Origin of the sequence: Micromonospora chalcea (assembly GCF_028768405.1) — a bacterium.
Taxonomy (GTDB): Bacteria; Actinomycetota; Actinomycetes; order Mycobacteriales; family Micromonosporaceae; genus Micromonospora; species Micromonospora chalcea.
Genome location: NZ_CP118233.1, coordinates 5,250,053 through 5,273,851, shown reverse-complemented (window position 1 = coordinate 5,273,851; position 23,799 = coordinate 5,250,053). Strand labels below are relative to the sequence as shown.

24 protein-coding genes are annotated in these 23,799 nt (G+C 72.7%); 9 read left to right on the top strand and 15 right to left on the bottom strand.

Translation table 11 applies throughout. The features are described from left to right. Positions 1–35: 35 nt before the first annotated feature. A complete protein-coding gene (locus PVK74_RS23705) occupies positions 36–1,406 on the bottom strand; it encodes an L-serine ammonia-lyase (RefSeq protein WP_274477239.1) in 1,371 nt (456 codons plus the stop codon). Positions 1,407–2,465: 1,059 nt separating this feature from the next. Here PVK74_RS23705 and PVK74_RS23700 point away from each other — a divergent pair. Further along, positions 2,466–2,669 carry a PspC domain-containing protein gene (locus tag PVK74_RS23700; RefSeq protein WP_043327136.1) on the top strand — a complete coding sequence of 68 codons (204 nt, stop codon included), beginning with the start codon at positions 2,466–2,468 and terminating at the stop codon, positions 2,667–2,669. 86 nt (positions 2,670–2,755) lie between these two features. Here the strand turns inward: PVK74_RS23700 and PVK74_RS23695 are convergent, their stop codons facing one another. From PVK74_RS23695 to pdxH, 7 genes are all read right to left on the bottom strand, one after another. Beyond that, positions 2,756–3,544, bottom strand: a complete 789-nt coding sequence (locus PVK74_RS23695) for a DUF4230 domain-containing protein (RefSeq protein ID WP_043327138.1) — start codon at positions 3,542–3,544, stop codon at positions 2,756–2,758. 99 nt (positions 3,545–3,643) lie between these two features. Beyond that, entirely contained in the window at positions 3,644–4,804 is a 1,161-nt protein-coding gene (locus tag PVK74_RS23690) for an acyl-CoA dehydrogenase family protein (RefSeq protein WP_043327140.1), read from the bottom strand. Between the two features lie 31 nt (positions 4,805–4,835). Next, positions 4,836–5,141 (bottom strand): type II toxin-antitoxin system VapB family antitoxin, encoded by a 306-nt coding sequence (locus tag PVK74_RS23685; RefSeq protein WP_013283726.1) that lies wholly within the window; start codon positions 5,139–5,141, stop codon positions 4,836–4,838. 54 nt (positions 5,142–5,195) lie between these two features. After that, the gene (locus tag PVK74_RS23680) at positions 5,196–5,798 is read right to left on the bottom strand and encodes a nitroreductase family protein (protein WP_043327142.1); all 603 of its coding nucleotides are present in this window, start codon (positions 5,796–5,798) and stop codon (positions 5,196–5,198) included. Between the two features lie 2 nt (positions 5,799–5,800). Continuing rightward, positions 5,801–6,727, bottom strand: coding sequence for an aldose 1-epimerase family protein (locus PVK74_RS23675; RefSeq protein ID WP_274477235.1), 927 nt, complete (start codon positions 6,725–6,727; stop codon positions 5,801–5,803). 16 nt (positions 6,728–6,743) lie between these two features. Then, complete coding sequence (locus PVK74_RS23670) at positions 6,744–8,036, bottom strand: MFS transporter (RefSeq protein ID WP_069089567.1); 1,293 nt, start codon at positions 8,034–8,036, stop codon at positions 6,744–6,746. Beyond that, positions 8,033–8,662 carry a pyridoxamine 5'-phosphate oxidase gene (gene pdxH / locus PVK74_RS23665; RefSeq protein WP_051611271.1) on the bottom strand — a complete coding sequence of 210 codons (630 nt, stop codon included), beginning with the start codon at positions 8,660–8,662 and terminating at the stop codon, positions 8,033–8,035. The genes PVK74_RS23670 and pdxH overlap by 4 nt, the downstream gene beginning before the upstream one ends. Positions 8,663–8,935: 273 nt before the next feature. On the opposite strand from pdxH, the gene PVK74_RS23660 reads away from it, so the two are divergent. From PVK74_RS23660 to PVK74_RS23645, 4 genes are all read left to right on the top strand, one after another. Further along, positions 8,936–10,042: a citrate synthase 2 gene (locus PVK74_RS23660; RefSeq protein ID WP_043327149.1), complete on the top strand. Its 1,107-nt coding sequence runs from the start codon at positions 8,936–8,938 to the stop codon at positions 10,040–10,042. Between the two features lie 252 nt (positions 10,043–10,294). Continuing rightward, positions 10,295–11,422 (top strand): phosphoserine transaminase, encoded by a 1,128-nt coding sequence (gene serC / locus PVK74_RS23655; RefSeq protein WP_043327151.1) that lies wholly within the window; start codon positions 10,295–10,297, stop codon positions 11,420–11,422. Between the two features lie 191 nt (positions 11,423–11,613). Continuing rightward, positions 11,614–12,693, top strand: coding sequence for a septation protein SepH (gene sepH, locus PVK74_RS23650; RefSeq protein WP_043327153.1), 1,080 nt, complete (start codon positions 11,614–11,616; stop codon positions 12,691–12,693). A 64-nt stretch (positions 12,694–12,757) separates the two neighbouring features. Beyond that, a complete protein-coding gene (locus PVK74_RS23645; protein ID WP_043327155.1) occupies positions 12,758–13,744 on the top strand; it encodes an aldo/keto reductase in 987 nt (328 codons plus the stop codon). A gap of 84 nt (positions 13,745–13,828) precedes the next feature. On the opposite strand, the gene thpR is transcribed toward PVK74_RS23645, so the two are convergent. From thpR to PVK74_RS23620, 5 genes are all read right to left on the bottom strand, one after another. Then, positions 13,829–14,392 carry an RNA 2',3'-cyclic phosphodiesterase gene (gene thpR / locus PVK74_RS23640; protein ID WP_274477234.1) on the bottom strand — a complete coding sequence of 188 codons (564 nt, stop codon included), beginning with the start codon at positions 14,390–14,392 and terminating at the stop codon, positions 13,829–13,831. A 4-nt stretch (positions 14,393–14,396) separates the two neighbouring features. Then, complete coding sequence (locus PVK74_RS23635) at positions 14,397–14,906, bottom strand: hypothetical protein (RefSeq protein WP_274477233.1); 510 nt, start codon at positions 14,904–14,906, stop codon at positions 14,397–14,399. Between the two features lie 75 nt (positions 14,907–14,981). After that, positions 14,982–16,268 carry an MFS transporter gene (locus PVK74_RS23630; RefSeq protein ID WP_064448807.1) on the bottom strand — a complete coding sequence of 429 codons (1,287 nt, stop codon included), beginning with the start codon at positions 16,266–16,268 and terminating at the stop codon, positions 14,982–14,984. Between the two features lie 68 nt (positions 16,269–16,336). Then, positions 16,337–16,786, bottom strand: coding sequence for a MarR family winged helix-turn-helix transcriptional regulator (locus tag PVK74_RS23625; RefSeq protein WP_030503565.1), 450 nt, complete (start codon positions 16,784–16,786; stop codon positions 16,337–16,339). Positions 16,787–16,847: 61 nt separating this feature from the next. Beyond that, entirely contained in the window at positions 16,848–18,329 is a 1,482-nt protein-coding gene (locus tag PVK74_RS23620) for an NCS2 family permease (protein WP_043327162.1), read from the bottom strand. A gap of 92 nt (positions 18,330–18,421) precedes the next feature. Here PVK74_RS23620 and PVK74_RS23615 point away from each other — a divergent pair, with 92 nt between their 5' ends. Further along, positions 18,422–18,685 (top strand): DUF2530 domain-containing protein, encoded by a 264-nt coding sequence (locus PVK74_RS23615; protein ID WP_030503567.1) that lies wholly within the window; start codon positions 18,422–18,424, stop codon positions 18,683–18,685. A 4-nt stretch (positions 18,686–18,689) separates the two neighbouring features. Here PVK74_RS23615 and PVK74_RS23610 read toward each other — a convergent pair whose 3' ends face one another. Further along, positions 18,690–19,529, bottom strand: a complete 840-nt coding sequence (locus PVK74_RS23610) for a DUF3027 domain-containing protein (protein WP_043327164.1) — start codon at positions 19,527–19,529, stop codon at positions 18,690–18,692. Positions 19,530–19,616: 87 nt separating this feature from the next. Here PVK74_RS23610 and PVK74_RS23605 point away from each other — a divergent pair, with 87 nt between their 5' ends. Together PVK74_RS23605 and PVK74_RS23600 are read left to right on the top strand one after the other, a co-directional pair. After that, the gene (locus tag PVK74_RS23605) at positions 19,617–21,230 is read left to right on the top strand and encodes an MFS transporter (RefSeq protein WP_187693189.1); all 1,614 of its coding nucleotides are present in this window, start codon (positions 19,617–19,619) and stop codon (positions 21,228–21,230) included. Next, positions 21,227–21,904, top strand: a complete 678-nt coding sequence (locus PVK74_RS23600; RefSeq protein ID WP_069088093.1) for a futalosine hydrolase — start codon at positions 21,227–21,229, stop codon at positions 21,902–21,904. The genes PVK74_RS23605 and PVK74_RS23600 overlap by 4 nt, the downstream gene beginning before the upstream one ends. Positions 21,905–21,960: 56 nt before the next feature. Here PVK74_RS23600 and PVK74_RS23595 read toward each other — a convergent pair whose 3' ends face one another. Then, positions 21,961–22,944: an NAD(P)-dependent alcohol dehydrogenase gene (locus PVK74_RS23595; protein WP_104115468.1), complete on the bottom strand. Its 984-nt coding sequence runs from the start codon at positions 22,942–22,944 to the stop codon at positions 21,961–21,963. A 117-nt stretch (positions 22,945–23,061) separates the two neighbouring features. On the opposite strand from PVK74_RS23595, the gene PVK74_RS23590 reads away from it, so the two are divergent. After that, positions 23,062–23,772 carry a TetR/AcrR family transcriptional regulator gene (locus PVK74_RS23590; RefSeq protein WP_274477232.1) on the top strand — a complete coding sequence of 237 codons (711 nt, stop codon included), beginning with the start codon at positions 23,062–23,064 and terminating at the stop codon, positions 23,770–23,772. The last annotated feature ends 27 nt before the right edge of the window (positions 23,773–23,799 follow it).

Sequence of the window (23,799 nt, the reverse complement as noted above, 5' to 3'; positions counted from 1 at the left end):
CGGGCCGGGTGCGGGCCGGGGTCACCCCAACGGGGTCAGCATTCGATGACGTTGACGGCGAGCCCGCCCCGCGCGGTCTCCTTGTACTTGACCTTCATGTCCGCGCCGGTCTCCCGCATGGTCTTGATGACCTTGTCCAGCGACACGTGGTGCACCCCGTCCCCGCGCAACGCCAGCCGGGCCGCGGTGATCGCCTTGATGCTCGCCACCGCGTTGCGCTCGATGCACGGAATCTGCACCAGGCCACCCACCGGGTCGCAGGTCAGCCCCAGGTTGTGCTCCATGCCGATCTCGGCGGCGTTCTCCACCTGCTCCGGCGTACCGCCCAACGCCTCGGCCAGCCCGGCCGCCGCCATCGAACACGCCGAACCCACCTCACCCTGGCAGCCCACCTCGGCACCCGAGATCGACGCGTTCTCCTTGAACAACACACCGATCGCGCCCGCCGCCAGCAGGAACCGCACCACCCCCTCCTCGGACGCGCCCGGCACGAACCGGGTGTAGTAGTGCAGCACCGCCGGGATGATCCCGGCAGCGCCGTTCGTCGGCGCGGTGACCACCCGCCCGCCCGCCGCGTTCTCCTCGTTGACCGCCAACGCGAACAACGTCACCCAGTCCATCGCACGCAACGGATCCCCGCTACCGGTCTCCGCCTCCAGGCCGCGCCGCATCTCCGCCGCGCGCCGCCGGACCTTCAACCCACCCGGCAGTACGCCGTCACGGGTGCAGCCGCTCTCCACGCACTCGCGCATCACCCGCCAGATCTCCAGCAACCCCGCCCGCACGTCCGCCTCGCTACGCCAGGACACCTCGTTGGCGAGCATCACCTCACTGATCGACAGCCCGGTGCCGGTGGTGACGGTCAGCAGTTCCGCGCCGGTGAGGAAGGGGTGCTTCACACGGGTGCTGTCCGCCTTGATCCGGTCCGCCCCGGCGGCCGCCTCGTCCACCACGAACCCGCCACCCACCGAGTAGTACGTGCGCGCCCGCACCTCGTTCCCGGCCACGTCGTACGCCGCGAACGTCATCCCGTTCGGGTGGTACGGCAACGACCGCCGGCGGTGCAGCACCAGATCCGTGTCCGGGTCGAAGTCGACCCCCTGACTGCCGAACAGGTCGAGCCGCCGCTGGGTGCGGATCCGCTCGACGCGCGGCCCCACCGAGTCGGTGTCGACGGTCTCCGGAACCTCACCCTCCAGCCCCAGCAGCACCGCCCGGTCACTGCCGTGCCCGTGCCCGGTCGCGCCGAGCGAGCCGAACAGCTCCGCCCGTACCCGCGCCACGTCGGCGAGCTGCCCGTCGGCCTTCAGGCCCGCCACGAACGTACGAGCCGCCCGCATCGGCCCGACCGTGTGCGAGCTGGACGGCCCGATACCGACACTGAAAAGATCGAAAACACTGATCATTTGCTGCTTTCCTCGCCGTCGTCCCCGTTGTGCGGATCCGAGCCGGTGCGTGGGGTTGCCGCCCCCGCCAGGCGGGACGGCCGGCGCCCGGGGTGGGGGCGCCCGACCGGCGAGCCTACCCCGCCCTCATGAATACCCGCCCCCACTCCGCCCCATGCCCGCCCGCGAGCGAGCGCTGCCCCCTCCGGCCCCCACTCCCCCCGTCGATCTTGGAGTTGTGGCGCCCGGATGGCGGCATTTACGACCTTCGTGAACCGCCACAACTCCAAGATCGCCGCACAGCGCGGCGGGAGGCCGGCTCCCGGCTCCCGGCTCCCGGCTCCCGGCTCCCGGCTCCCGGCTCCCGGCTCCCGGCTCCCGGCTCCCGGCTCCCGGCTCCCGGCTCCCGGCTCCCGGCTCCCGGCTCCCGGCTCCCGGCTCCCGGCTCCCGGCTCCCGGCTCCCGGCTCCCGGCTCCCGGCTCCCGGCTCCCGGCTCCCGGCTCCCGGCTCCCGGCTCCCGGCTCCCGGCAGATCTTGGAACCAAACGGCCCCCATAGGGACCCTTTCCTTCCAAGATCTCCACGAATCCCACTCGACGGAACGCCGGTCCCGCACTACGGAACGCACTCGCCGCAACACGCGACCGAGCGCGGCTCCCACCGCACGCCACCCCGTCAACTGCCGCGACCTTGCACTTCCCGCCCCGTCAATCCAGAGCAAATAGGGCACGTCGAGGGCCTCAAGTGCAAGATCGCGGAAGGCGGGAGACGGAAGGCGGGAGACGAAAGCGGGAGCGGGAGGGGGCGGGAGGGGGCGGGAGGTAGGGCTGATGGTGTGGCCAGCAGTGCGGAAGCGCTGAGCAGGAACCGCAGTTCCCCGACCCGTGACTGCGGGACCACCTCGGACCGGAAACCGCGGCGGCGACCCGGGAGTCTCCGCGGTGAGTCGGTGGGGACGGTCCGGGGTATGCACCTACGGGTGCCCGGGTCGCCGATCATCCTCGGGGCCGAGGGCGCGGCGCGCACCCCTCTCTACCGTGGAATCAGCGCGGCGGATCGCCGCAGAAGTGGGAGACGACGATGAGTCGCAAACTGGTCCGGCCCCGCCAGGGGCGCATGATCGCCGGTGTCTGCGCCGGCCTGGGGCAGCGGTTCGGCATGTCGGCCGGCCTGGTCCGGCTGCTGTTCCTGCTGTCGCTGCTGCTGCCCGGCACGCAGGTGATCATCTACCTGATCCTGTGGGTTCTGATGCCGAACGAGGACCGCTACCTCGCCACCCGCTGACGCGACACGAAGCCGGGACACCGGCACACACGCGACGCGCCCGCCCCGGACCATCGGGGCGGGCGCGCGGCGTCAGCGCACGAAGATCAGGGCGCGGTGTAGGTGACAGTCACCTTCTCGTAGCCGAGCGAGCGCAGCAGCCCTTCCAGCATCTTGCGGGTGTTCTCCTCGGCGCGGGCGGCGAGCCCACTGTCGCGGGCCGCCGCGGTGATCCGGTCCTCGGCGAGCTTGTAGATCTGCTGCTGCCGGTTGGGGTCGCCGGCCACCAGGTCGTTGAGCCGGTTGATCAGTCCCCGCTGCTGGGCGAACACGTAGCTCTTGTCCATGTCCAGGTCGGTCTCGCCGAGCTGCGGCGCGGGCAGCTTGATCTCGGCGGACTTGCCGTCTTCGGAGACCGTCACCGCGCCGTCGGCGATCTTCGCGAAGTCGACGTACGCCTCGACGCGGCCCGCCCCGACGAACAGCGTGCGCTCGTTGAGCAGGAAGTCGGGCACGTTGCGCCGGTCGTTCTGCACGTCCACCACGACCTGGAAGTTGCCCTCGGCGGCGACGTAGCGGCTCAGGTCGCGGATCGACTTGAGCAGCGGCGGCTGGCTGCGGTCGGTCTGCTCCTTGGCGAACGGGTTGCGGAAGTCGGGCAGCAGACCGGTGGCCTGCACGCCGAGCAGCACCACCACCGCCAGCGCCGCCGCGCCGAGCACCCAGAGCAGGCCACGAGCCGCGCCGCCGCCCGACGCCGGGGCGCCCGGACCGGGCTCGCGATCGGGATCGCGGCCCGGGTCGGGCGAGCCTTCCGCCCGGTCGCGAAGGGACTCGCTGGTGGGGTAGTCCGGGAACTCCCGGGTGGGCTCGTTGATGTCACCGTCGCGGGCCATCGCCCTCACCGTCCTCGTCCGACACATCGACTGACAAAGACGGTACGGCCACCGTGCGACAGTCGCTCGCCGAGCGTCCCGATCGGGTGAAACCGCAGGTCAGGCGAACGCGGACAGGCCCGTCAGCCGCTGGCCGATGACGAGCTGGTGGATCTCGGAGGTGCCCTCGTAGGTGAGCACGCTCTCCAGGTTGTTGGCGTGCCGCATCACCGGGTACTCGCCGGAGACGCCGTTCGCGCCGAGGATCGTGCGGCACTGCCGCGCGATGGCGAGCGCCTCCCGGACGTTGTTCAGCTTGCCCACGCTCACCTGATGGGGCCGCAGCGAGCCGGCGTCGGCGAGACGGCCCAGGTGCAGCGCGAGCAGCATCCCCTTGTTCCACTCCACCGCCATGTCGGCAAGCTTGGCCTGGGTGAGCTGGAAACCGGCGAGCGGGCGGCCGAACTGGGTGCGCGTGGTCGCGTACTCCAATGCGGTTTCCAGGCAGTCGCGGGCCGCGCCGAGCGCGCCCCAGACGATGCCGTGCCGGGCCTCGGTCAGGCACCCCAGCGGCGCCTTCAGCCCGATCGCCTCGGGCAGTCGCGCGTCGGCCGGCAGCCGGACGTCGTCGAGCGCGATCTCGCCGGTCAGTGACGCGCGCAGCGACATCTTGTGCCGGATCTCGCGCGCCGTCACCCCCGGCGTGTCCATGGGTACGGCGAAGCCGCGCACGCCTTCGTCGGTGCGCGCCCAGATCACGCCCACGTCGGCGATCGGCGCGTTGGTGATCCACAGTTTGCTGCCGTTGAGGATCCAGTCGTCGCCGTCGCGGCGGGCCCGGGTGGCCATCGAGCCGGGGTCGGAGCCGTGGTCGGGCTCGGTGAGCCCGAAACAGCCGATCGCCTCGCCGGCCGCCATGGCGGGCAGCCAGCGCTGCTTCTGCTCCTCGCTGCCGAAGCGCCAGATGGCGTACATGGCCAGCGATCCCTGCACCGACACCAGCGAGCGGACGCCGGAGTCGCCGGCCTCCAGTTCCAGGCAGGCCAGCCCGTACGCGACGGCGGACGCGCCGGCGCAGCCGTACCCGGTCAGGTGCATGCCGAGCAGGCCGAGCTTGCCGAACTCGCGGGCCAGCTCACGGGCCGGCACCTGGCCGTCCTCGTACCAGCCGGCGACGTGCGGGCGTACCCGGTCGGTCACGAGCTGGCGCACGACGGCGCGGATCTGCCGCTCCTCCTCGCTGAGCGACGCATCGATGTCGAGCAGGTCCAGAGGAGTCATGGCGTCACCTTAACCAAGGCTCAGCCGGGCGTCACTCGCCCTGGTCGCCGAGGACCAGCACGCGCGCGTGGATCTGGTTGCGCTGCTGCAGCGCCGCGCGCAGCGCCCGGTGCAGGCCGTCCTCCAGGTAGAGGCCGCCGTTCCACTGGACCACGTGCGGGAAGAGGTCGCCGTAGAAGGTGGAGTCCTCCGCGAGCAGCTTGTCCAGCGCCAGTTCGCGCTTGGTGGTGATGAGCTGGTCCAGCCGCAGCGGGCGCGGCGGGATCTCGGCCCACTGCTTCAGCGTGAGGTTGTGCTCCGGGTAGGGACGCCCGTCCCGGACCGCCCTGAAGATCACGGCGTGCTCTCCTCCCCCAGGCCCGGCTGACGATGTGGATGTCAGCCTAACCGCTCAGGTCCACCGTCCCCGCCGCACCACATCCTGCACCGGACGCCGCCCTCTACGCAGCGACGGTGACCGATGGTCGACGGCCCGATAACCCACTGTGATGGCTCCGACGGGGCTGAGTTCCGGCGGTACCCCGAACGCCTCCCGGTACGCCTCGATCCGCTGCGGCGGAATGCCGAAGAAGCAGGCGCCCAGCCCTTCGTCCACGGCGGTGAGCAGCATCAGCAGCGCCGCGAAGCCGGTGTCCACGTACCAGTAGGGCACCGGCCAGCGGTCCTCGGCGCGGTCCGCCCAGCCCTTGTCCGGCTCGGCGTAGCGGTCCAGGTAGGCGTCACGGTTGGCGTGCGGCACCACGATCAGCGGCGCCCGGCGCATCCCGGCCAGCCAGCGTTCCCGGCCGCCGCCACCGGGCGTGGTCGCCGCCCAGAACCGTTCCCGGTCCTCGGGTTCCTCCAGCACCAGGAAGCCCCAGCCCTGGGCGAACCCGGCCGACGGCGCGCGGACCGCATGGTCCAGCAGGCGGTCCACCACCTCCGGCGGCACCGGGCGGTCGGGGTCGTAGTTGCGCACCATCCGGCGGCGGCGGACTACCTCGGCGAACTCCACGCTCATACCTCCGGCCGGACGCCCCAGGCGCCCCGCCAGGTCTGCCCCGGCTCCAGCGTGATGACGTCCCTGCCGGAGCGGAACGCATCAGGCGGGCAGGTCATCGGCTCGACCGCCACCGACCGGCGGTGCCGTTCCCCGCCGAGCGTGTCGCCGGTGAACACCTGCCACCAGCCGAACTCGCGGTCCGCCCAGATCCGCAGCACGGACGAGCCGTCCGGCGAGCCGAGCGTCACCGCCGAGCCGCCGTCGGCGTCCCGCTCGACGTCACCGAAGGCGGTGTCGAGGACCAGGTCGCCGATCGGGCGCGGGCTGGTGAAGTCGAACTCGGAGCCGGTCACCTCGGTCGCACCGACCGGAAGCAGGCGGCCGTCCACCAGCACCCGCCGCCGGGCCGGCAGGTGCAGCCGAATCCCGTCCACGCCGGCCTTCGGCAGTTGCAGGTAGGGGTGCACGGAGAAGCCGAACGGCGCCGGCTCGCCGGACAGGTTCGTCGCCTCGTGCTCGGCCCGCAGCCCGTCCGGGCCGACGCTCCACCGGGCCCGCAGCCGCAGCGCCCACGGGTAGCCGGGGCTGGGCGGCAGGTCGTAGCCGATCGTCACGCTCTGGGCCGACTGCTCGATCAGCTGCCACCGCGCCCAGTTCACCAGGCCGTGCAGCGCGTTGTGCCGCTCCGGCTCGGTGAGGTCGAGCTGGAACGACCGCTCCCCGAACGAGTAGACGCCGTCCCGGATCCGGTTCGGCCAGGGCGCGAGCACCTGACCGGCCGAGCCGGGGCAGACCTCGTCCTCGGCGTACCCGTCGAGGTAGTCCACGCCGTCGTGCCGGTAGGCCCGCAGCCCGCCGCCCACCTCGACCACGACGGCCTCGTGGCCGTCGGCGGAAATGGTCCACTGTGTACCGGACGGTGGCTGCACGTCGATCCCCATGTCGGCGACCCTACCGTCAGTGGCGCTCCTCGGCGGGGGTGGTCGAGCGATAGCGCAGCAGCGCCGGGAACGCCACCACCAGCAACACCGCGAGTACGGCGGCGGCCAGGCCACCACCGACCATGGCGACGCCGGTGCCGAACCCGGCGGCCGTCGCGCCGGCCCGCAGATCGCCCAGACGCGGGCCACCGGCCACCACGACGGTGTTCACGCCCTGGAGGCGGCCCCGCATCCGGTCCGGCGCGTAGACCAGCAGCATCGACTGGCGCAGCGTGGCGCTGACCAGGTCGGCGGCGCCGGCGACGCCCAGCAGCACCACCGCCACCCACAACTGCCCGGCCAGCCCGGCGAGCGCGATCGCGACGCCCCAGCCGACCACCGCCACGGTGAGCGCGAGGCCCTGTCGGCGTACCCGGCCGATCCACCCGGAGGTCAGGCCGCCCAGCATCGCGCCGATGGCGATCGAGCTGTAGAGCCAGCCCACCGCCGAGGCGCCGCCGAAGCGTTCCTGCGCCAGCTCGGGGAAGAGCGCCCGCGGCATGGCCAGGATCATCGCGATCAGGTCGATGGCGAAGGACAGCAGCAGCACCCGCGTGGTGGCCAGGTAGCGGAAACCGTCGACGATGCTGGCCAGCCCGGCCTTGCGGACGCCGCCGTCCGGGTCCGGCGCGGGCGGCATCGCGGGCAGCCGCAGCGTGGCCCAGAGCGCCGCCGTGTACAGCAGCGCGTCCGCCGCGTACGCGATGGGCAGCGCCGTCCCCACCTCCCACCCGGCGAAGATCAGGCCGGCGGCGAGCGGGCCGAAGACGGCGGCGGCGGTGAACGTGGTGAAGTTCAGCGTGGTCGCGGCCGGGACCAGCTCGGCCGGCACGAGCCGGGGCAGGATCGCGCTGCGGGCCGGTGAGGTGATCGCGAAAGCCGTCGACTGGAGGCCGACGAGCAGCAGGAGCAGCAGCGGGCTGCGCACGCCGGCCAGCGACTGCACCAGCAGCCCCAGCGTCGACGCCCAGAGCACGCAACCGCCGACGAGCAGCACCCGGCGGCGGTCCCGGGCGTCGGCGATCGCGCCGCCCCACAACCCGAACAGCAGCAGCGGCACGAAACCGGCGATGCCCAGCAGGCCGACCCAGAGCGAGCCGCCGGTCAGGTCGAACATCTCCACCGGCACCGCCACGGCGGTGAACTGGAAGCCGAACATCGCGATCGCGTTGCCGGTCCAGACCCGCCGGTACGCGGGCACGCGCAGCGGGCGCAGGTCGATCGCCCAGCGGCGCGCACCCCGCCGCCGGGCCTGCGTGACGTCGGTCACGGCGCGAGCCGCTCGACGACGAAGACCCCGTTCCCGGTACGCCGGAAGCGCAGCCGGTCGTGCAGCCGGCTGGCCCGGCCCTGCCAGAACTCGACCGTCTCGGGCCGGACCCGGAACCCGCCCCAGTGCGGCGGCGCGGGGATCGGGTCCACGTCGGCGAACCGTTCCGCCGCCGCCCGGTACGCCTCGTCGAGCGCGGCGCGGTCCGGCACCACCGTCGACTGGGCGCTGGCCCACGCCCCGAGCTGCGAGCCGCGCGGCCGGCTGGCGAAGTACGCCTCGGTCTCGGCCCGGTCCACCGGCTCGACCCGGCCGGTCACCGTCACCTGCCGCTGCATCGGGAACCAGGGGAACACCAGGCTGGCCCACGGGTTCCCGGTCACCTCGGCACCCTTGCGCGAGCCGTGGTTGGTGTAGAAGACGAAGCCCTCCGGGTCGTACCCCTTGAGCAGCACGGTGCGCCCGCTGGGCCGGCCCCGGGCGTCGGCGGTGCCGAGCACCATCGCGTTCGGCTCGGGCAGCGGATGTGCCACCGCGTCGGCGAACCAGCGGGCGAACTGGGTGTGCCAGTCCGGCGCCAGGTCCGCCTCGGTCAGGCCCAGGTCGGCGGCGTACTCGTTACGCATACCGGCCGGTGCGGGTGTGTCGCCTGTCACTGTGCTCGTCCCTCTCCCGGGCGTGCCGGCGTCCCCCGACGCTGGCCAGGCCCCGGTACCCAGTCTTCTCCCTCTCTCACCGACGGCCAGCGGCGGGGATGTCGTGTGGCGCACAGTGGCTGTGGGTCGCGCAGCCGGTTACCCACCGGGCAAGATGTTCCGAACCACATCCCTGAAGGGTCGCCTGAGCTGCGGGGCTCGATCAGCCCGCCCGGGCGCGCCGAGCCGAAGCCAGGAGACGACATGTCCGATTTCAAACCGGGCCTGGAGGGCGTCGTAGCCTTCGAGACCGAGATCGCCGAACCCGACCGCGCGGGGGGTTCACTGCGCTACCGGGGCGTGGACATCGAGGACCTGATCGGCCAGGTCTCGTTCGGCAACGTCTGGGCGCTGCTGGTGGACGGCCGGTTCGGCCCGGGCCTGCCGCCGGCCGAGCCGTTCCCGGTGCCGGTGCACTCCGGTGACATCCGCGTCGACGTGCAGTCCGCGGTCGCCATGCTGGCGCCGTACTGGGGGCTCAGCCAGCTTCTCGACATCTCCGACGAGCAGGCCCGCGAGGACCTGGCCCGGGTGTCGGTCACCGCGCTGTCCTTCGTCGCCCAGTCGGCGCGCGGCCTGGGCCTGCCGGCCGTGCCGCAGAAGGAGATCGACAAGGCGGAGACCATCGTCGAGCGGTTCATGAAGCGCTGGCGGGGTGAGCCCGACCCGCGGCACGTCAAGGCCGTCGACGCGTACTTCATCTCGGCCGCCGAGCACGGCCTGAACGCCTCCACCTTCACCGCCCGGATCGTCGCCTCCACCGGCGCGGACGCCGCGGCCTGCATCTCCTCCGGCATCGGCGCGCTCTCCGGCCCGCTGCACGGCGGCGCCCCGTCCCGGGTGCTCAGCATGCTGGAGGCGGTCGAGCGCAGCGGCGACGCCGACGGGTACGTCAAGGGCGTGCTCGACCGGGGCGAGCGGCTGATGGGCTTCGGCCACCGGGTCTACCGGGCCGAGGACCCCCGCGCCCGCGTGCTGCGGCGTACCGCCAAGGAGCTGGGCGCGCCGCGCTTCGAGGTCGCCGAGGCGCTGGAGAAGGCCGCGCTGGCCGAGCTGCAGGCCCGCCGCCCGGACCGCGTCCTCGCCACCAACGTCGAGTTCTGGTCGGCGGTGGTGCTGGACTTCGCCGAGGTGCCGGCGCACATGTTCACCTCGATGTTCACCTGCGCGCGGATGGGCGGCTGGTCGGCGCACATCCTGGAGCAGAAGAAGCTCCAGCGGCTGGTGCGCCCGTCGGCGACGTACGTCGGCCACGGCTCGCGCAAGCCGCAGGAGGTCGAGGGCTGGGACGCCATCCCGCACGGCGTCTGACGTCTCGCCCGGGGCCCCGCTCCACCCGCGGGTGGAGCGGGGCTCCGGCATTTCCGGGACCGGCTCGCGGCCCGTGTGGCGGACGCCTCACCGACCGGCGTGGGACTGGCCGCCGGACGGCCCGGAGCAGGTGCGAGGATTGCCGTGGCAGTGTCGCCGGAACGGGCTCGGACGCCGCCCGCCGCCACGCGGCAGCACATCGTCCGCGCCTGCCAGCTCACCTCTCGCCCATGCGGAAGGATCTTCAAGACCGTGGCTGACGCACCGACCATCCGGATTCCCGACGAGATCAGGCCCGCCGACGGACGATTCGGCTGCGGCCCGTCCAAGGTCCGTCCGGCCGCGGTCTCCGCCCTCGCCGACGTCGCCACCAGCTACCTGGGCACGTCGCACCGGCAGAAGACGGTCCGCGACCAGGTCGCCCGGCTGCGCCGCGGCCTGGCCGAGTTCTACTCCCTCCCCGAGGGGTACGAGGTGGTGCTCGGCAACGGCGGCACCACCGCGTTCTGGGAGGTCGCCACGTTCGGCCTGATCCGGGACCGGGCCCAGTTCGCCAGCTTCGGCGAGTTCGGCGCCAAGTTCGCCAAGTCGGTCAAGGACGCACCGTTCCTCGGTGAGCCGACGGTGCGCAAGTCCGACGCGGGCAGCGCCCCGACGCTGGTCGCCGAGGCCGGCGTGGACGTCTACGCCACCCCGCACAACGAGACCTCCACCGGTGTCGCGGTGCCGATCAGCCGGGTGGCGGGCGCCGACGAGGGCTCGCTGCTGCTGGTCGACGCCACCTCCGGCGCGGGCGGCCTGGACGTGGACGTCGCCCAGACCGACGTCTACTACTTCGCGCCGCAGAAGTGCTTCGGCTCCGACGGTGGCCTCTGGCTGGCCCTGATGTCGCCGGCCGCGCTGGCCCGGGCCACCGAGATCAAGGAGTCGGGCCGCTACATCCCGGCCTTCCTCGACCTGGTCACCGCGATCGACAACTCGCGGCTGGAGCAGACGTACAACACCCCGGCGCTGGCGACCATCTTCCTGGCCGCCGAGCAGACCGACTGGATGAACTCCCAGGGCGGGCTGGCCTGGGCGGCCAAGCGCACCGCCGAGAGCGCCGGCATCGTGTACGGCTGGGCCGAGCGCTCGTCGTTCGCCACCCCGTTCGTGGCGGACCCGGCGCTGCGGTCCAACGTGGTCGCCACCGTCGACTTCGCCGACGGGGTGGACGCCACGGCGATCGCCAAGGTGCTGCGCGCCAACGGCATCGTCGACACCGAGCCGTACCGCAAGCTGGGCCGCAACCAGCTGCGGGTGGCGCTGTTCCCGGCCGTCGAGCCGGCCGACGTCGAGGCGCTCACCGCGTCCATCGACTACGTGGTCGAGCGACTCTGATCACGCCGTCACGGTGCGTGGCCGTCAGGGCTCCGGCGGCCACCCACCGTGATCATTACCGCAGCTCAGTCACGACATGCCGGGGTGTCGCAGTCCCCATCGGCGGGTAGATGAGCGTACGGTGGTGCGAGACGCCCGGGTGGCCGGCTCCCGTGGCGTGACGGCCAGCGAAGCGGGACGGAGGCAAGCCCATGCGCCCAGTACGCTTCGTCGCCCTCTCCGAGGACGGCCAGGCCCTGGTGCTCGCCGACGAGGTGGGGCGCCTGCTGGCGCTGCCCATCGACGAGCGGATCGCGTCGGCGCTGCACGCCGAGCCGGGCGCCCCGCCACTCGCTGTGGTGCCGAGCGCCACCGACCCGACGCCGTCGCTGTCCCCACGGGACATCCAGGCCCGCATCCGCTCCGGTGAGTCCGCCGAGGACGTCGCCCGCATCGCCGGCGTGCCGGTCGACCGGGTGCTGCGCTACGCCGGCCCGGTGCTCCAGGAGCGGGCCATGCTCGCCCAGCACGCCCGCCGCACCCGGCTGAAGGGCGCGGAGAAGCCGACCCCGCTGGCCGAGGTCGTCAACGGCCGGCTGGCCCAGCACGGCATCGACACCGAGAAGATCTCGTGGGACGCCTACCGCCGCGACGACGGCACCTGGCGGATCATCGCGACCTGGCCGTCCGGCAAGGCCACCGCGCAGGCGGTGTGGGACCTGGACAAGACCCGGCAGAACGTCGCCCCGCACGACGACATGGCGCAATACCTCTGCGCCGAGCGGCCCACGCCGATCCTCGGCCAGGAGCCGGCGCCGGAGCGGGGCGGTCACGCGCTGCCCGGTCCGTCGCGTGGCGAGCCGAGCCGGGGCGGGCACGGCCTGCCGGCCGCCTCCGAGCACGCCCGTCCGGGGCGTGACCCGATCCGCGCCGGCCGGGACGCGCTGCTCGCCTCGCTGGACCGGCCGCTCGGCGGCACGTCCGGGCGCGGCCTCGACACCCGCTCCCCGGCCGCGCAGGAGGCGCCCCGCCAGCGGGCCGTCGCCGGTGGTGCCGCCGCGCTGCTCGGGGGTGGGCAGGGCTCGGCCTTCGACGACGACTCGGACGCGCCGAAGGAGATCCCGGCCGTACCCTCGCTGGCAGTGCTGCGGCCGCGGCGCACCGGTGCCGCGGCGGCGACCGGCGGCGCGGGCGGCGAGTCCACCGAGGCCGGCGGCAAGCCGCGCAAGCGGCTGCCGAGCTGGGACGACGTGCTCTTCGGCACCGGCCCGGCGGCCCGCGAATCCTCCTGATCCGCAAGCTCCACCCTGGCTCGTTGAGAGGGCACTCCAGGTGCCGGCGTGCCAGGGTGGAGTCATGGAGTACACGAACCTGGGACGCACCGGCCTGTCCGTGAGCCGACTCTGCCTCGGCACGATGAACTTCGGTCCGCAGACCGACGAGCCGGACAGCTTCGCCATCATGGACCGGGCGCTCGAACACGGGATCAACTTCTTCGACACCGCGAACGTCTACGGCTGGAAGCTCGGTGAGGGCGTCACCGAGCACATCGTCGGCCGCTGGTTCGCGCAGGGCGGCGGGCGCCGCGACAAGGTCGTCCTCGCCACCAAGGTGTACGGCAAGATGGGCGAGTGGCCCAACGAGCAGGGCCTGAGCGCCCGGCACATCATCCGGGCCTGCGAGGACTCGCTGCGCCGCCTCCAGACCGACACGATCGACCTCTACCAGATGCACCACATCTCCCGGACCACGCCGTGGGAGGAGATCTGGCAGGCGATGGAGACGCTCGTCGCGCAGGGCAAGGTGCTCTACGTCGGCTCGTCCAACTTCGCCGGCTGGCACATCGCGCAGGCGCAGGCCGCAGCCGGCAAGCGCAACTTCCTCGGCCTCGTCTCCGAGCAGTGCATCTACAACCTGCTGACCCGGTACGTCGAGCTGGAGGTCGTGCCGGCCGCGCAGCACTACGGGCTGGGCATCATCCCGTGGTCGCCGCTGCACGGCGGGCTGCTCTCCGGCATCATCCGCAAGATGGCCGAGGGCAGCGCGGCGCGCGGCACCACGGGCCGCTCGGCCGACGCGCTGGCCGAGCACCGCAGCACGATCGAGGCGTACGAGAAGCTCTGCGCCGACCTGGGCCACGACCCGGCGGATGTGGCGCTGGCGTGGCTGCTGTCCCGTCCGGGCGTGACCGCCCCGATCGTCGGCCCGCGCACCATGGACCAGCTCGACCGCAACCTCGGCGCGCTCGACGTCCACCTGGACGAGCCCACGCTGACCCGCCTGGACGAGCTGTTCCCGCCCGTAGGCAACGGCGGCCCCGGCCCCGAGGCCTGGGCCTGGTAGGTGAAAGGAAGGGCCCCTTCTTAACGCCTCAGGTAGAGAAGGGGCCCCTTCTTAACACGCCGCCGAATTAACGCGCCGCCCGCATCAACGCGCCGGCGCGAGCGCCCACGCGGCGATGCGCGTGTGGCGGGGCGTACGGCCCGGGTGGCTGCGGGTCAGCATCACCTCACCGGCCGACCACTGTGGGCCGGCGTACCCGTTGAGGGTGTCCCGGTCGGCGTGGAGGTCGGCCTCGGGCACCCGGTCGCCGGGGCGGGCGATGGTCAGGTGCGCCCGGAACGGCTTGTCGTCGCAGGGCAGCCCGGCCTCGCGCAGCCCGCCGCGAATCGAGCGGGCGAGCGCGTCGAGCGCCTCGACGTCGCCGCGTACGTCGACCCAGAGCACAGTGGACCGGCCCTGACCGAAGCAGCCTCCGCCCGCGAGGCGCAGCAGTGGCGAGCGTGCCGTCCGGGCGGCCGAGGCGAGCGCGTGCTTCACGTCGGGGAGCCGGACGTCCGGCACCTCGCCGAGGAAGGCCAGCGTGAGGTGCAGGTTCGCCGGGTCGGCCAGCCGGGCGTGGCGGGCGGACGCGACCCGCAGGCCCTTGATCCGGGCGGTCAGGTCCTCGACCGCCACAGCAGGTGGGTAGATCGCCGCGAAGAGACGCACCAGGTCAGCGGTGCCGCTGGTGGTGCGCGGCGCGGGCGGCCGGCAACGTCAGCCCGGCGGCGTGCAGCAGCCCTTCGACGCGTACCCGTTCGATCTCCCGGTCGACGCCGTCCAGTTCGGCCAGGTGCTCGTCGATGCCGAGCGCCCGGCAGGCGGCGCGCAGCCGTTCGTCGTACGCCTCGATGACCGCGCCGTGCCACACCACGCTGCGGTCGTTGGCGGCGAGCCGGTGGCCGCCGAGGCGGCGCAGGTCGGTGGCGAGCTGGTCCAGCGGCCGTCGGCCGTCCCGGTCGAACTCGGTGAGGTCGATGTCGCGGGTCAGCGCCTCGGCCTCGATGGCCCGGTCGAGCCGCGCGATGGTACGGCGTTCCCGGCGCTGCTCCCGCCACTCGGCCCACCCGCACGCGACCCGGTCGATGATCTCGTCAGTGCAGAACAGCAGCGCGAACAGGGCGGGCAGGCAGCAGACGGCGAGGATCGCCAGCGCCAGCAGCAGTCCCTGCCCCACTTCCACACATCGACGCTAAGCCCTGCCGCACCGGCCCGCCACCCGTTTGGGTAATCGGGCCGGTACGACCGGCTATCGGGGCTACTTGGCTCCGGGCGACACGACGTAGAAGCGGGGCATCGGGAGCACCCGCATCCGCAGCCGGGCGCCGGAGCGGCGCAGCTGCCAGGTGAGCGCCAGCAGCGCGGCGGTCAGCGAGATCAGGCCGCCGGCCCAGATGCTCGCGCCCGCGCCGTAGTGCTCGGCGACCCAGCCGATCAGGGGCGCGCCGACCGGGTTGGTGCCCAGGAACACCAGCACCCACAGCGCCATCACCCGTCCCCGGAAGGAGGCGTCGACACCGAGCTGGACACGCTGGTTGGCGGCCTGGGCGAAGTAGATCATGAAGAACCCGGCGGGCAGCAGCAGCGCCACGACCAGCCAGTACGCCGGGGCGAGCCCGACGAGCGTGCCGAAGACCGCGCAGCCGATCGCGGCACCGAGCACGAGCCAGACCGAGGGCCGGCTGCGCCGTCCGGTGCCGGCCAACGCCCCGACCAGCGCACCGGCCGCGAGCGCGGTGCTGAACAGGCCGAACGAGGCGGCGCCGGTGTTGAACACGGTCTTCGCGAGCGCGGCGAGGGTGAGCTGGAAGTTGAACAGGCTCATCCCGATCACCGACATGAGGACCATCGGCAGCAGGATGTCGGGGCGGCGTGCCACGTACCGGAGGCCGTCGACCACCCGGGCCTGGTCCCGCTCGCCGACCGGCGGCAGGTCCTTGCGGTGCAGTTCCTCGGTACGCATCCGGACCACGTTGACCAGCGGGGCGATCGAGCTGAGCGCGGTGACCAGGAAGACCGGGCCGACGTCGACGGCGGCGATGGCCAGGCCGGCGACGGCGGGGCCGACGATCCGGGCGGAGTTGAACACTGCCGCGTTGAGCGAGAGCGCGTTCGGCAGCAGCGGCATGCCGACCAGCTCGGAGACGAACGCCTGACGGACCGGTGTCTCGACCGCGTTGGAGACGCCGAGCAGGGCGGCGAACGTGAAGACGTGCCAGAGCTGCACCAGGCCGGTCAGGACCAGGACGCTCATGGCCAGCGCGAGCACGGTCCAGAACGCGTTGGCGACGAAGAGCAGCATCCGCTTGTCGTAGCGGTCGGCGAGCCGTCCGGAGAGCAGCGTGAGCAGGAGTACGGGCGTGAACTGCAACGCGGTGACCACGCCGAGCGCGGTCGCCGAGTTGTCGCTGAGCTCGAGCACGAGCCAGTCCTGGGCGATGAACATCATCCAGACGCCGATCAGTTTGATCAGCTGCCCGGTGGCGAAGAGTCGGTAGTTACGGACCCGTAGGGACTGGAACATCGTGCTCAATTTGGCCTGCACTCTAGGTGCGCCTCCTTGCGTCGGTACGCTTCATCCACAGCTGACGAAGCGAACCGCGGGCGGCGGTGTCAGGCGCGAGCGATGCCCTGGAGGATGTCCGCGGCGCGCCGTAGCGTTTCGCGTTCGTCCTCGGTGAGCTCGGCCAGCCGGGTGGCCAGCCACTCGTTGCGGGCCCGCTCGAACTGGTCGAGTACGGCCCGTCCCCCTTCGGTAGCCGCCAGGATGACCTGCCGTCCGTCGGTCGGGTGGGGGGTGCGTTGCACGAGGCCCCGCTCCTCCAGCTTCGCGACGATCTTCGTCATCGTGGGCGGCTGCACCCGTTCGACATCAGCGAGTTCCCGTGGTGTGAGGGCGCCCGCCAGGTTGAGGCTGGTGAGCGCCGACAGCTGGGTGACTGTGAGGTCGCCGACCGGCCGGGCCTGTCGGACCCGCCGGTTGAGCCGGGTGATCGCATCTCGCAGCTGAGGGGCCAGCTGCGCCGGTGGCACGCGTTTCGCCGTCACCGTCCGCTCCGTCACGGTAGTTAGCTTAACTAATGAGCCTGGCTAACGACACGCGTTATGACCAGGCTCACCAGCGTCAGAGCAACACGGACTCGACCGGCCCGCGCAGGAAGTACACGATGAACAGCGCGGCGACCCCGTACAGGAGCGGGTGGACCTCCCGGGCCTTGCCCTTCGCCACCTTCAGCAGCACGAAGCTGATCACGCCGGCCCCGATGCCGTTGGAGATCGAATAGGTGAACGGCATCAGCGCGATGGTGAGGAACGCCGGGATGGCGATCTCGTAGTCGGTCCAGTCGATCGTGCGGACCGCCGTCATCATCAGGAAGCCGACCACCACCAGGGCCGTCGACGCGGCCTCGAACGGCACGATCAACGACAGCGGCGCGAGGAACATGGCCAGCAGGAACAGGCTGCCGGTGACCAGGTTGGCCACGCCGGTCCGGGCGCCCTCCGCGACACCTGCGGCGCTCTCGATGTACGACGTGTTGCTGGACACCGAGGCGGCGCCACCGGCCGCGGCGGCGATCGAGTCGACGAGCAGGATCTCCTTGGCCTTCGGCGGGGTGCCCGTCTCGTCGAGCATGTCCCCTTCCTGGCCGATCGCGACCATCGTGCCCATGGTGTCGAAGAAGTCCGTGATCAGCAGCGTGAAGATGAACATCAGCGGCACCAGCCAGCCGACCCGGCTCCACGAGTTCAGCACGTTGAACTGGCCCAGCAGCGACAGGTCGGGCACGTCCACGATCTGCTTCGGCAGCTCGGGCACGTTCAGCGCCCAGCCCTTCGGGTTCGGCTTGCCGTCGACGAAGGACGGGCCGACGTTGGCGATCGCCTCGACCACGATGGCCAGCACGGTGGAGGCGAGGATGCCGATCAGGATCGCGCCGCGGACCCGGCGTACCACCAGGACCAGCGTGATCAGCAGGCCGACCACGAAGACGAGCATCGGCCAGCTGACGATCTTGCCGTTGATGCCCAGGCCGACCGGCACAGTGGAGTTCGCGGCGTCCGGCACGCGCCGGACGAAGCCGGCGTCGACCAGGCCGATGATGGTCAGGAACAGACCGATGCCGACGCCGATCGCGGTCTTGAGCTGCGTCGGCACCGACCGGAACACCGCGGTACGCAGTCCGGTGAGCACCAGGATGCCGATCAGCACACCCTCGATGACCACCAGGCCCATCGCGTCCGCCCAGGTCATCTGGGGCGCGATCTCGTACGCGACGAGCGCGTTCACACCCAGGCCGGCCGCGAGCGCGATCGGGAACCGGGCCACCACGCCCATCAGGATGGTCATCAGGCCGGCGACCAGCGCGGTCGCCGCGGCGAGCGCCGGAATGGCCAGCGAACGGCCGTCGCCGTCCTTCCCGCTGCCGAGGATCAGCGGGTTCAACACCACGATGTACGCCATCGTGAAGAACGTGGCGAAACCGCCCCGAAGCTCCCGGCTCAGCGTGGACCCGCGTGCCGAGATCAGGAAGAAGCGGTCGAAGCCGTTACGTGGATGCGCGGGATCGGGCGGAGTGCCGTGATCGGGCGGTGGAGCAATGGACATGGTTCCTCATCTGGTCATCGGCCGGGTTTTGTCGCGCGCATCGTCCCAGATCACCTGGCGGGCAGGGAAGAACGATCACGTAGGCTGGGCCGGTGTCACAGGAGCAACAGCCGCGGCCGGAGCCGCTCGACCCGCCGATGGTGCCGTTCGCCGTCGCCGGGCTGATCGCCTGGGCGGTGGCCGGTCTGGTGCTACTGATCTTCTTCCGGGACTGGCTCACCGAGTCCGGGCGTCAGAACTGGCTCTGGACCTGCCTGGCCGGTTTTCTGTGGGGCTTTCCCGGCCTGGCGGTGATGATGCGGCACGACGCCAACCGGCGTCGCCGACGCGCGGCCGCCGCGCAGCGGCCGCGCTGACCGGTCAGGGGTGGCCGTACGGCTCCGCCGGCTCGGACGCCTCGACCGACCCGGGGGCCCGGCTGACCGTCATGGCCTCGACCGCGCTGTCGTCGTAGACGGTGGGCAGCTCCTCGACCGGCGTCTCGGGCGTCTCCACAAGCGTCTCCGAGTGCGCGCCGCACCCGTGGTCGGCGCTGACCACCCGGCCGTCGTCGGGCGCGTAGAAGTTGCCGCACGCGCCGAAGGCCAGTCGCAGCGCCCCGGCCAGCGGCAGGTAGAAACCGCAGGTGCCGCAGCGGGCGGCGGCCGGCGCGGCCGTCGAGATCGCGGCGTCCGGGCCGTGGTCACCGTCGTACCAGCGCTGGGCGGTCTCGGCGCGCCCCTCCCGGGACAGCACCCGGGCCCGGCCCAGCCCCAGCTCCCAGGCGGTCTCCTCGACCGCCGGGTCGTCGGAGAGCAGGTAGCCGGGCGCGAGCCGCTCGTCGTCGGCCGGGGTGGGCAGCAGGTCGCCCGGGCCCAGGTCGCCCGGCTTGAGCCGCTCCTGCCAGGGCAACCAGCCCGGGGCGAGCAGCGCGTCCGGGCCGGGCAGCAGCACCGTCTCGCAGATGGTGACGTGCCGGCTGCGCGGCACCCGGGTCACCGTGACGGCCCAGCGCCAGCCGCGGTAACCGGCCATCCGGCATTCGAAGTAGTGGGTGACGACCCGGTCGCCCTCGGCGACGGCCTGGAGATGGTCGCCGATGTCTGTCGGCTCCACCTCGGTGATGGCGTCGCGGGCCACCTCGACGGCGGCGGCGCAGACCTGGTCGAGCCGGGGAGCGCGGGCGGAGGCGGGCCTGGTCACCGGACCATTGTTCCCCATGCCGGTCCACGGGTGACAGGCACTCCCCGGAGTCGTTCTCCGCGGGTGATGCGGCGCGCGTGGATCGAATGGGCGAGGATGGGACGCATGGCGCTGTCCTCCCGCTCCGGCCGCTCCTTTCTGGGGCGGACCGTCGGCACCGGCATCCGCGCCACCCGGCTGCTGTTGCGCGGGTCTCTGCACGGCGGGCGCTGGATGACCCGCCGCGCCGGCACCGCCCGGGCCCGCAGCGCCGGCAACGAGGTGGGCATGGTCCGGCTGTTCGACCTGCACGCCCTCTCCTGCGCCGGCGACACGCTCATCGCCATCGGCCTGGCCGGGACGATCTTCTTCGACGTGCCGCTGGGCGAGGCACGCAACAAGGTCGCCCTCTACCTGCTGGTGACCATGGTCCCGTTCGCCATGCTCGCCCCGGTGGTCGGCCCGCTGCTCGACCACTTCCGCCACGGCCGGCGGTACGCGCTGGCCACCACCATGCTCGGCCGCGCGTTCCTGGCCTGGCTGATCTCCGACTACATCGGCGGCTTCGGGCTCTACCCGGCGGCGTTCGGCGTGCTCGCGCTCTCCCGGGCGTACGGCGTGGCCCGCTCGGCAGCGGTCCCCCGGCTGCTGCCCGAGGGCCTGGGACTGTCCCAGGTCGGGGCGCGGGCGAGCGTCTACGGCACGGTGGCGGGCGCGCTCGTCGCGCCGATCGGGCTGGCCGCGTTCTGGTTCGGGCCGCAGTGGCCGCTGCGGGTCGCGTCGGTGATCTTCCTGGTCGGCATGGTGATCTCCCTGCGGCTGCCGCCGAAGGCCGACTCCGAGCCGCCGGAGCGGATGCCGCACCCGCTGCGCGCGATGCGCCGCCGTGACGGCGAGCGCCCGCTGGGCCGGGGCCGCCCGGCCGGCCGCCTGGTGATCGCCACGCTCATCGGCGCGGCGGCGCTGCGCGGGCTCTACGGCTTCCTGCTGCTCTTCCTGGCCTTCGCCATCAAGGCCGGCGACCTGACCACCGACTTCTTCGGCCGTGACCTCGGCGCCCAGGGCGCGCTGGGCCTGGTCGGCGGCGCGCTGGCCGTCGGCACGTTCCTGGCCACCGCGATCGGCACCCGGCTGCGCATCCACCGGCCGACCGCGCTCCAGTCCAGCGGCACGATAGTGGTGGCCGGCGTGGCGGTGCTCGCCGCGCTGAAGTTCTCCCTGCCCATGGTGGCGCTGCTCTGCCTGGTGGCGGCGATGATGAGCGGGATCGCCAAGCTGACGGTGGACGCCTCGATCCAGGAACGCATCCCGGAGCGGCTGCGGGCCAGTTCGTTCGCGCACTCGGAGACCGCGCTGATGCTCGCGTTCGTAGCCGGGGGCGGGCTCGGGCTGGTGCCGTTCACCGGGCTGATCGGGGTGACCGTCGCCGCCGTGGTGGCCGCGCTGGTGGCCGTACGCGGCGTGCTGGTCGCCGGCAAGCTGCGGGGTGAGCACCTGGTCGGCCGGCCGCTCGGCGACGAGGAACTGGCGGCGGAGCAGGCCACCCGAGCCGCGGAACCGGCCACCACCTCGTTCGACGACCCGGCGCCCACGTCACCGGCGCCTCAGCGTGCCGGCCCGCCCGACGACGACGGGCTCGCGCCGCCCGGCTTCCACATCTACCGGCCCTCCTCATCGGTGGGCGGTTCCGGCGGCGTCGAGGACACCGAGCGGCGCGACCCCCGGGGGCCGGTGGCGTGACCGGGCTGCTCGTGGTCACGGCGGTACCCGCCGAGGCCGAGGCGATCCGCGCCGGCCTGACCGCATCCGCCGCGCCGGACGGGACGGCACCGCCGGACGTGACGGTGCTGCCGGTCGGTGTCGGCCCGGCTGTCGCCGCTGCCGCCACGGCACGGCTGCTGGCGCTGGCCGAGGCGGCCGGGCGGCCGTACCGGGCGGTGGTCAGCGCCGGCATCGCCGGTGGCTTCGTCGGCCGGGTCGCGGTGGGCGGCACGGTGCTCGCCGACCGCAGTGTCGCCGCCGACCTGGGCGCCGAGTCGCCCGGCGGGTTCATCCCGGTCGAGGACCTGGGGATGCCCCCCGAGCTGCTGGGCGGCGGCCGGATCGTGCCCGCCGATCCGGGCCTGCTGGCCGGGCTGCGGGCCGCCCTGCCGGGGGCGGCTGTCGGCACGGTACTCACCGTGAGCACGGTGACCGGCACCGCCGCGAGCACGGCGGCGCTCGCGCAACGGCACCCGGACGCGGTGGCCGAGGCCATGGAGGGGTACGGCGTGGCGGTCGCCGCCGCCCAGGCCGGTGTGCCCTTCGCCGAGCTGCGTACGGTCTCCAACCCGATCGGTCCGCGCGACCGGAGCGCGTGGCGGATGCGCGAGGCGTTCGCCGCGCTGACCAGCGCCGCAGCCGCCCTCCACTGATCTTGTCCACCTGTGGACAACCCTGTGGACAACTCGCCGGGCTGGGGACGACGGCCTCAGATGGTGACGACGACCTTCGCCCGCGCGTGCTCGGTTTCGAGGTAGCGGATGGCGTCGGGCACCTCGTGGAGCGAATAGGTACGGTCGATGGCCACGGTGAGCCGGCCGGCCTCGGCGTGCTCGCGGAGCGCGTCCAGGTGCGCCCGGCCGGGTGAGGTGGCGAGCGCGACGATGCGCTGCCGGACGAAGGGCGCCGTCAGCCGTCCGCGGGCGAGCAGCCCGACCGGTCCGATGAGGCTGCCGCCGCGGTAGACGCCGCCGCCGGAGAGCACGAGCGTCCCGGTCGGCGTCAACGCGCGCCGCAGCGCGCGCAGCGAACGGTTGCCGACCAGGTCGAACACCACGTCGTACCGGCGCCCGGCGCGGGTGAAGTCGTCGCGGGTGTAGTCGACCACGTGGTCGGCGCCGAGCGAACGGACCAGGTCGACGTTGCGGGTGCGGCACACGCCCGTCACCGTCGCGCCGAGCGCCTTGGCCAGCTGGACGGCGAGCGTGCCGACGCCGCCGGATGCCCCGTTGATCAGGACCCGGTGGCCGGGCCGGACCTGCCCGGCGTCGCGCAGCCCCTGGAGCGCGGTGACGCCCGCGAGCGGCAGGGCGGCGGCCTGCTCCGGGGACAGGTTCGCCGGCTGGGGCGCGACCAGGCGTTCGGGTACGCACACGTACTCGGCGAACGCGCCGTCGGCCTCGCCGAGGTCGGCGAAGACGGCGTCGCCGGGACGTATCTGCCGTACCCCGGCGCCGACGGCCTCGACCCGCCCGGCCACGTCGCGGCCACGGATGCGCGCCCGGGGCCGCGTGAGGCCGAGCGCCAGCCGCGATAGCCGGGGATCGCCACGCATGACGTGCCAGTCGTACGCGTTGAGCGCGGCCGCCTCGACCCGGATCAGCACCTCGTCAACGGCGGGTACGGGCGTGTCGACGTCGGCCAGCGTGAGTGTCTCAGGTGGGCCGTACCGGTCCTGGACGATCGCTCTCATGGTCCCGCTCCCTCCCAGGTGTACGGCGTACACCTCGATGGGACCAGGCTAGGTGTACGCCGTACACCAGTCAAGGCGGATACTGTGACAACCGCCCCCGGGAAGGCGAGGAACCACATGCCGAAGCAGGCGGAGAAGGTGCGCCGGGCACCGCTGAGCAGGGACCGGATCCTGCGTGCCGCCGTCGCGCTCGCCGACGGGACCGGCATCGAGTCGCTCAGCATGCGCAACCTCGCCCAAGACCTGGGCGTCGTGCCGATGGCGCTCTACAAGCACGTGGCGAACAAAGACGAACTGGTCGACGGCATGATCGACGTCGTGGTCGCGGAGATCGATCCGCCGGAGCCCGGCGACTGGAAGCAGGCGATCCGGCGGCGCATCCTCTCGGCGCGACAGGTGCTGCTGCGCCACCCCTGGGCGCCGCTGGCGATCGAGTCCCGCAGCACGGCGACGCCGGCCGTGCTGGCGTACCTGGACTCGACGGTCGGGGCGCTCCGCGCCGGAGGGTTCTCCACCGACCTCGCCCACCACGTGATGCACGCGATGGGCAGCCGGCTGCTGGGCTTCAGCCAGGAACTGTTCGACGCCACCCGGCAGGCCGGCCGGTCCGGCGCTACAGTGCCCGAGCCACCGGCCGACCTGCCGCCGGAGATGGCCGCCCGGTTCCCCAACCTCGCGGCGATCGCCACCGCGGCGTCGCACGACGGCGACTCGGTCGTCGGGCCGGGCTGCGACGACCAGTTCGAGTTCGAGTTCGCGCTGGACCTGCTGCTCGACGGCATCGAACGGCTGCACCGGAACGGCTGGATGTCACACCGGACGCTGTGACGGGCGGCCCGGCCCCCGGGGTTACGG

Bases quoted from the DNA above. Each gene is read 5' to 3' on its own strand.
- PVK74_RS23700 (WP_043327136.1), top strand. From the start codon at position 2,466: ATGAGTCGCAAACTGGTCCGGCCCCGCCAGGGGCGCATGATCGCCGGT.
- PVK74_RS23695 (WP_043327138.1), bottom strand. From the start codon at position 3,544: ATGGCCCGCGACGGTGACATCAACGAGCCCACCCGGGAGTTCCCGGAC.
- sepH (WP_043327153.1), top strand. From the start codon at position 11,614: ATGCGCCCAGTACGCTTCGTCGCCCTCTCCGAGGACGGCCAGGCCCTG.
- PVK74_RS23605 (WP_187693189.1), top strand. From the start codon at position 19,617: ATGGCGCTGTCCTCCCGCTCCGGCCGCTCCTTTCTGGGGCGGACCGTC.
- PVK74_RS23660 (WP_043327149.1), top strand. From the start codon at position 8,936: ATGTCCGATTTCAAACCGGGCCTGGAGGGCGTCGTAGCCTTCGAGACC.
- PVK74_RS23595 (WP_104115468.1), bottom strand. From the start codon at position 22,944: ATGAGAGCGATCGTCCAGGACCGGTACGGCCCACCTGAGACACTCACG.
- PVK74_RS23675 (WP_274477235.1), bottom strand. From the start codon at position 6,727: ATGGGGATCGACGTGCAGCCACCGTCCGGTACACAGTGGACCATTTCC.
- PVK74_RS23645 (WP_043327155.1), top strand. From the start codon at position 12,758: ATGGAGTACACGAACCTGGGACGCACCGGCCTGTCCGTGAGCCGACTC.
- PVK74_RS23610 (WP_043327164.1), bottom strand. From the start codon at position 19,529: ATGGGGAACAATGGTCCGGTGACCAGGCCCGCCTCCGCCCGCGCTCCC.
- pdxH (WP_051611271.1), bottom strand. From the start codon at position 8,662: ATGCGTAACGAGTACGCCGCCGACCTGGGCCTGACCGAGGCGGACCTG.
- PVK74_RS23620 (WP_043327162.1), bottom strand. From the start codon at position 18,329: ATGTCCATTGCTCCACCGCCCGATCACGGCACTCCGCCCGATCCCGCG.
- PVK74_RS23705 (WP_274477239.1), bottom strand. From the start codon at position 1,406: ATGATCAGTGTTTTCGATCTTTTCAGTGTCGGTATCGGGCCGTCCAGC.
- PVK74_RS23590 (WP_274477232.1), top strand. From the start codon at position 23,062: ATGCCGAAGCAGGCGGAGAAGGTGCGCCGGGCACCGCTGAGCAGGGAC.
- PVK74_RS23690 (WP_043327140.1), bottom strand. From the start codon at position 4,804: ATGACTCCTCTGGACCTGCTCGACATCGATGCGTCGCTCAGCGAGGAG.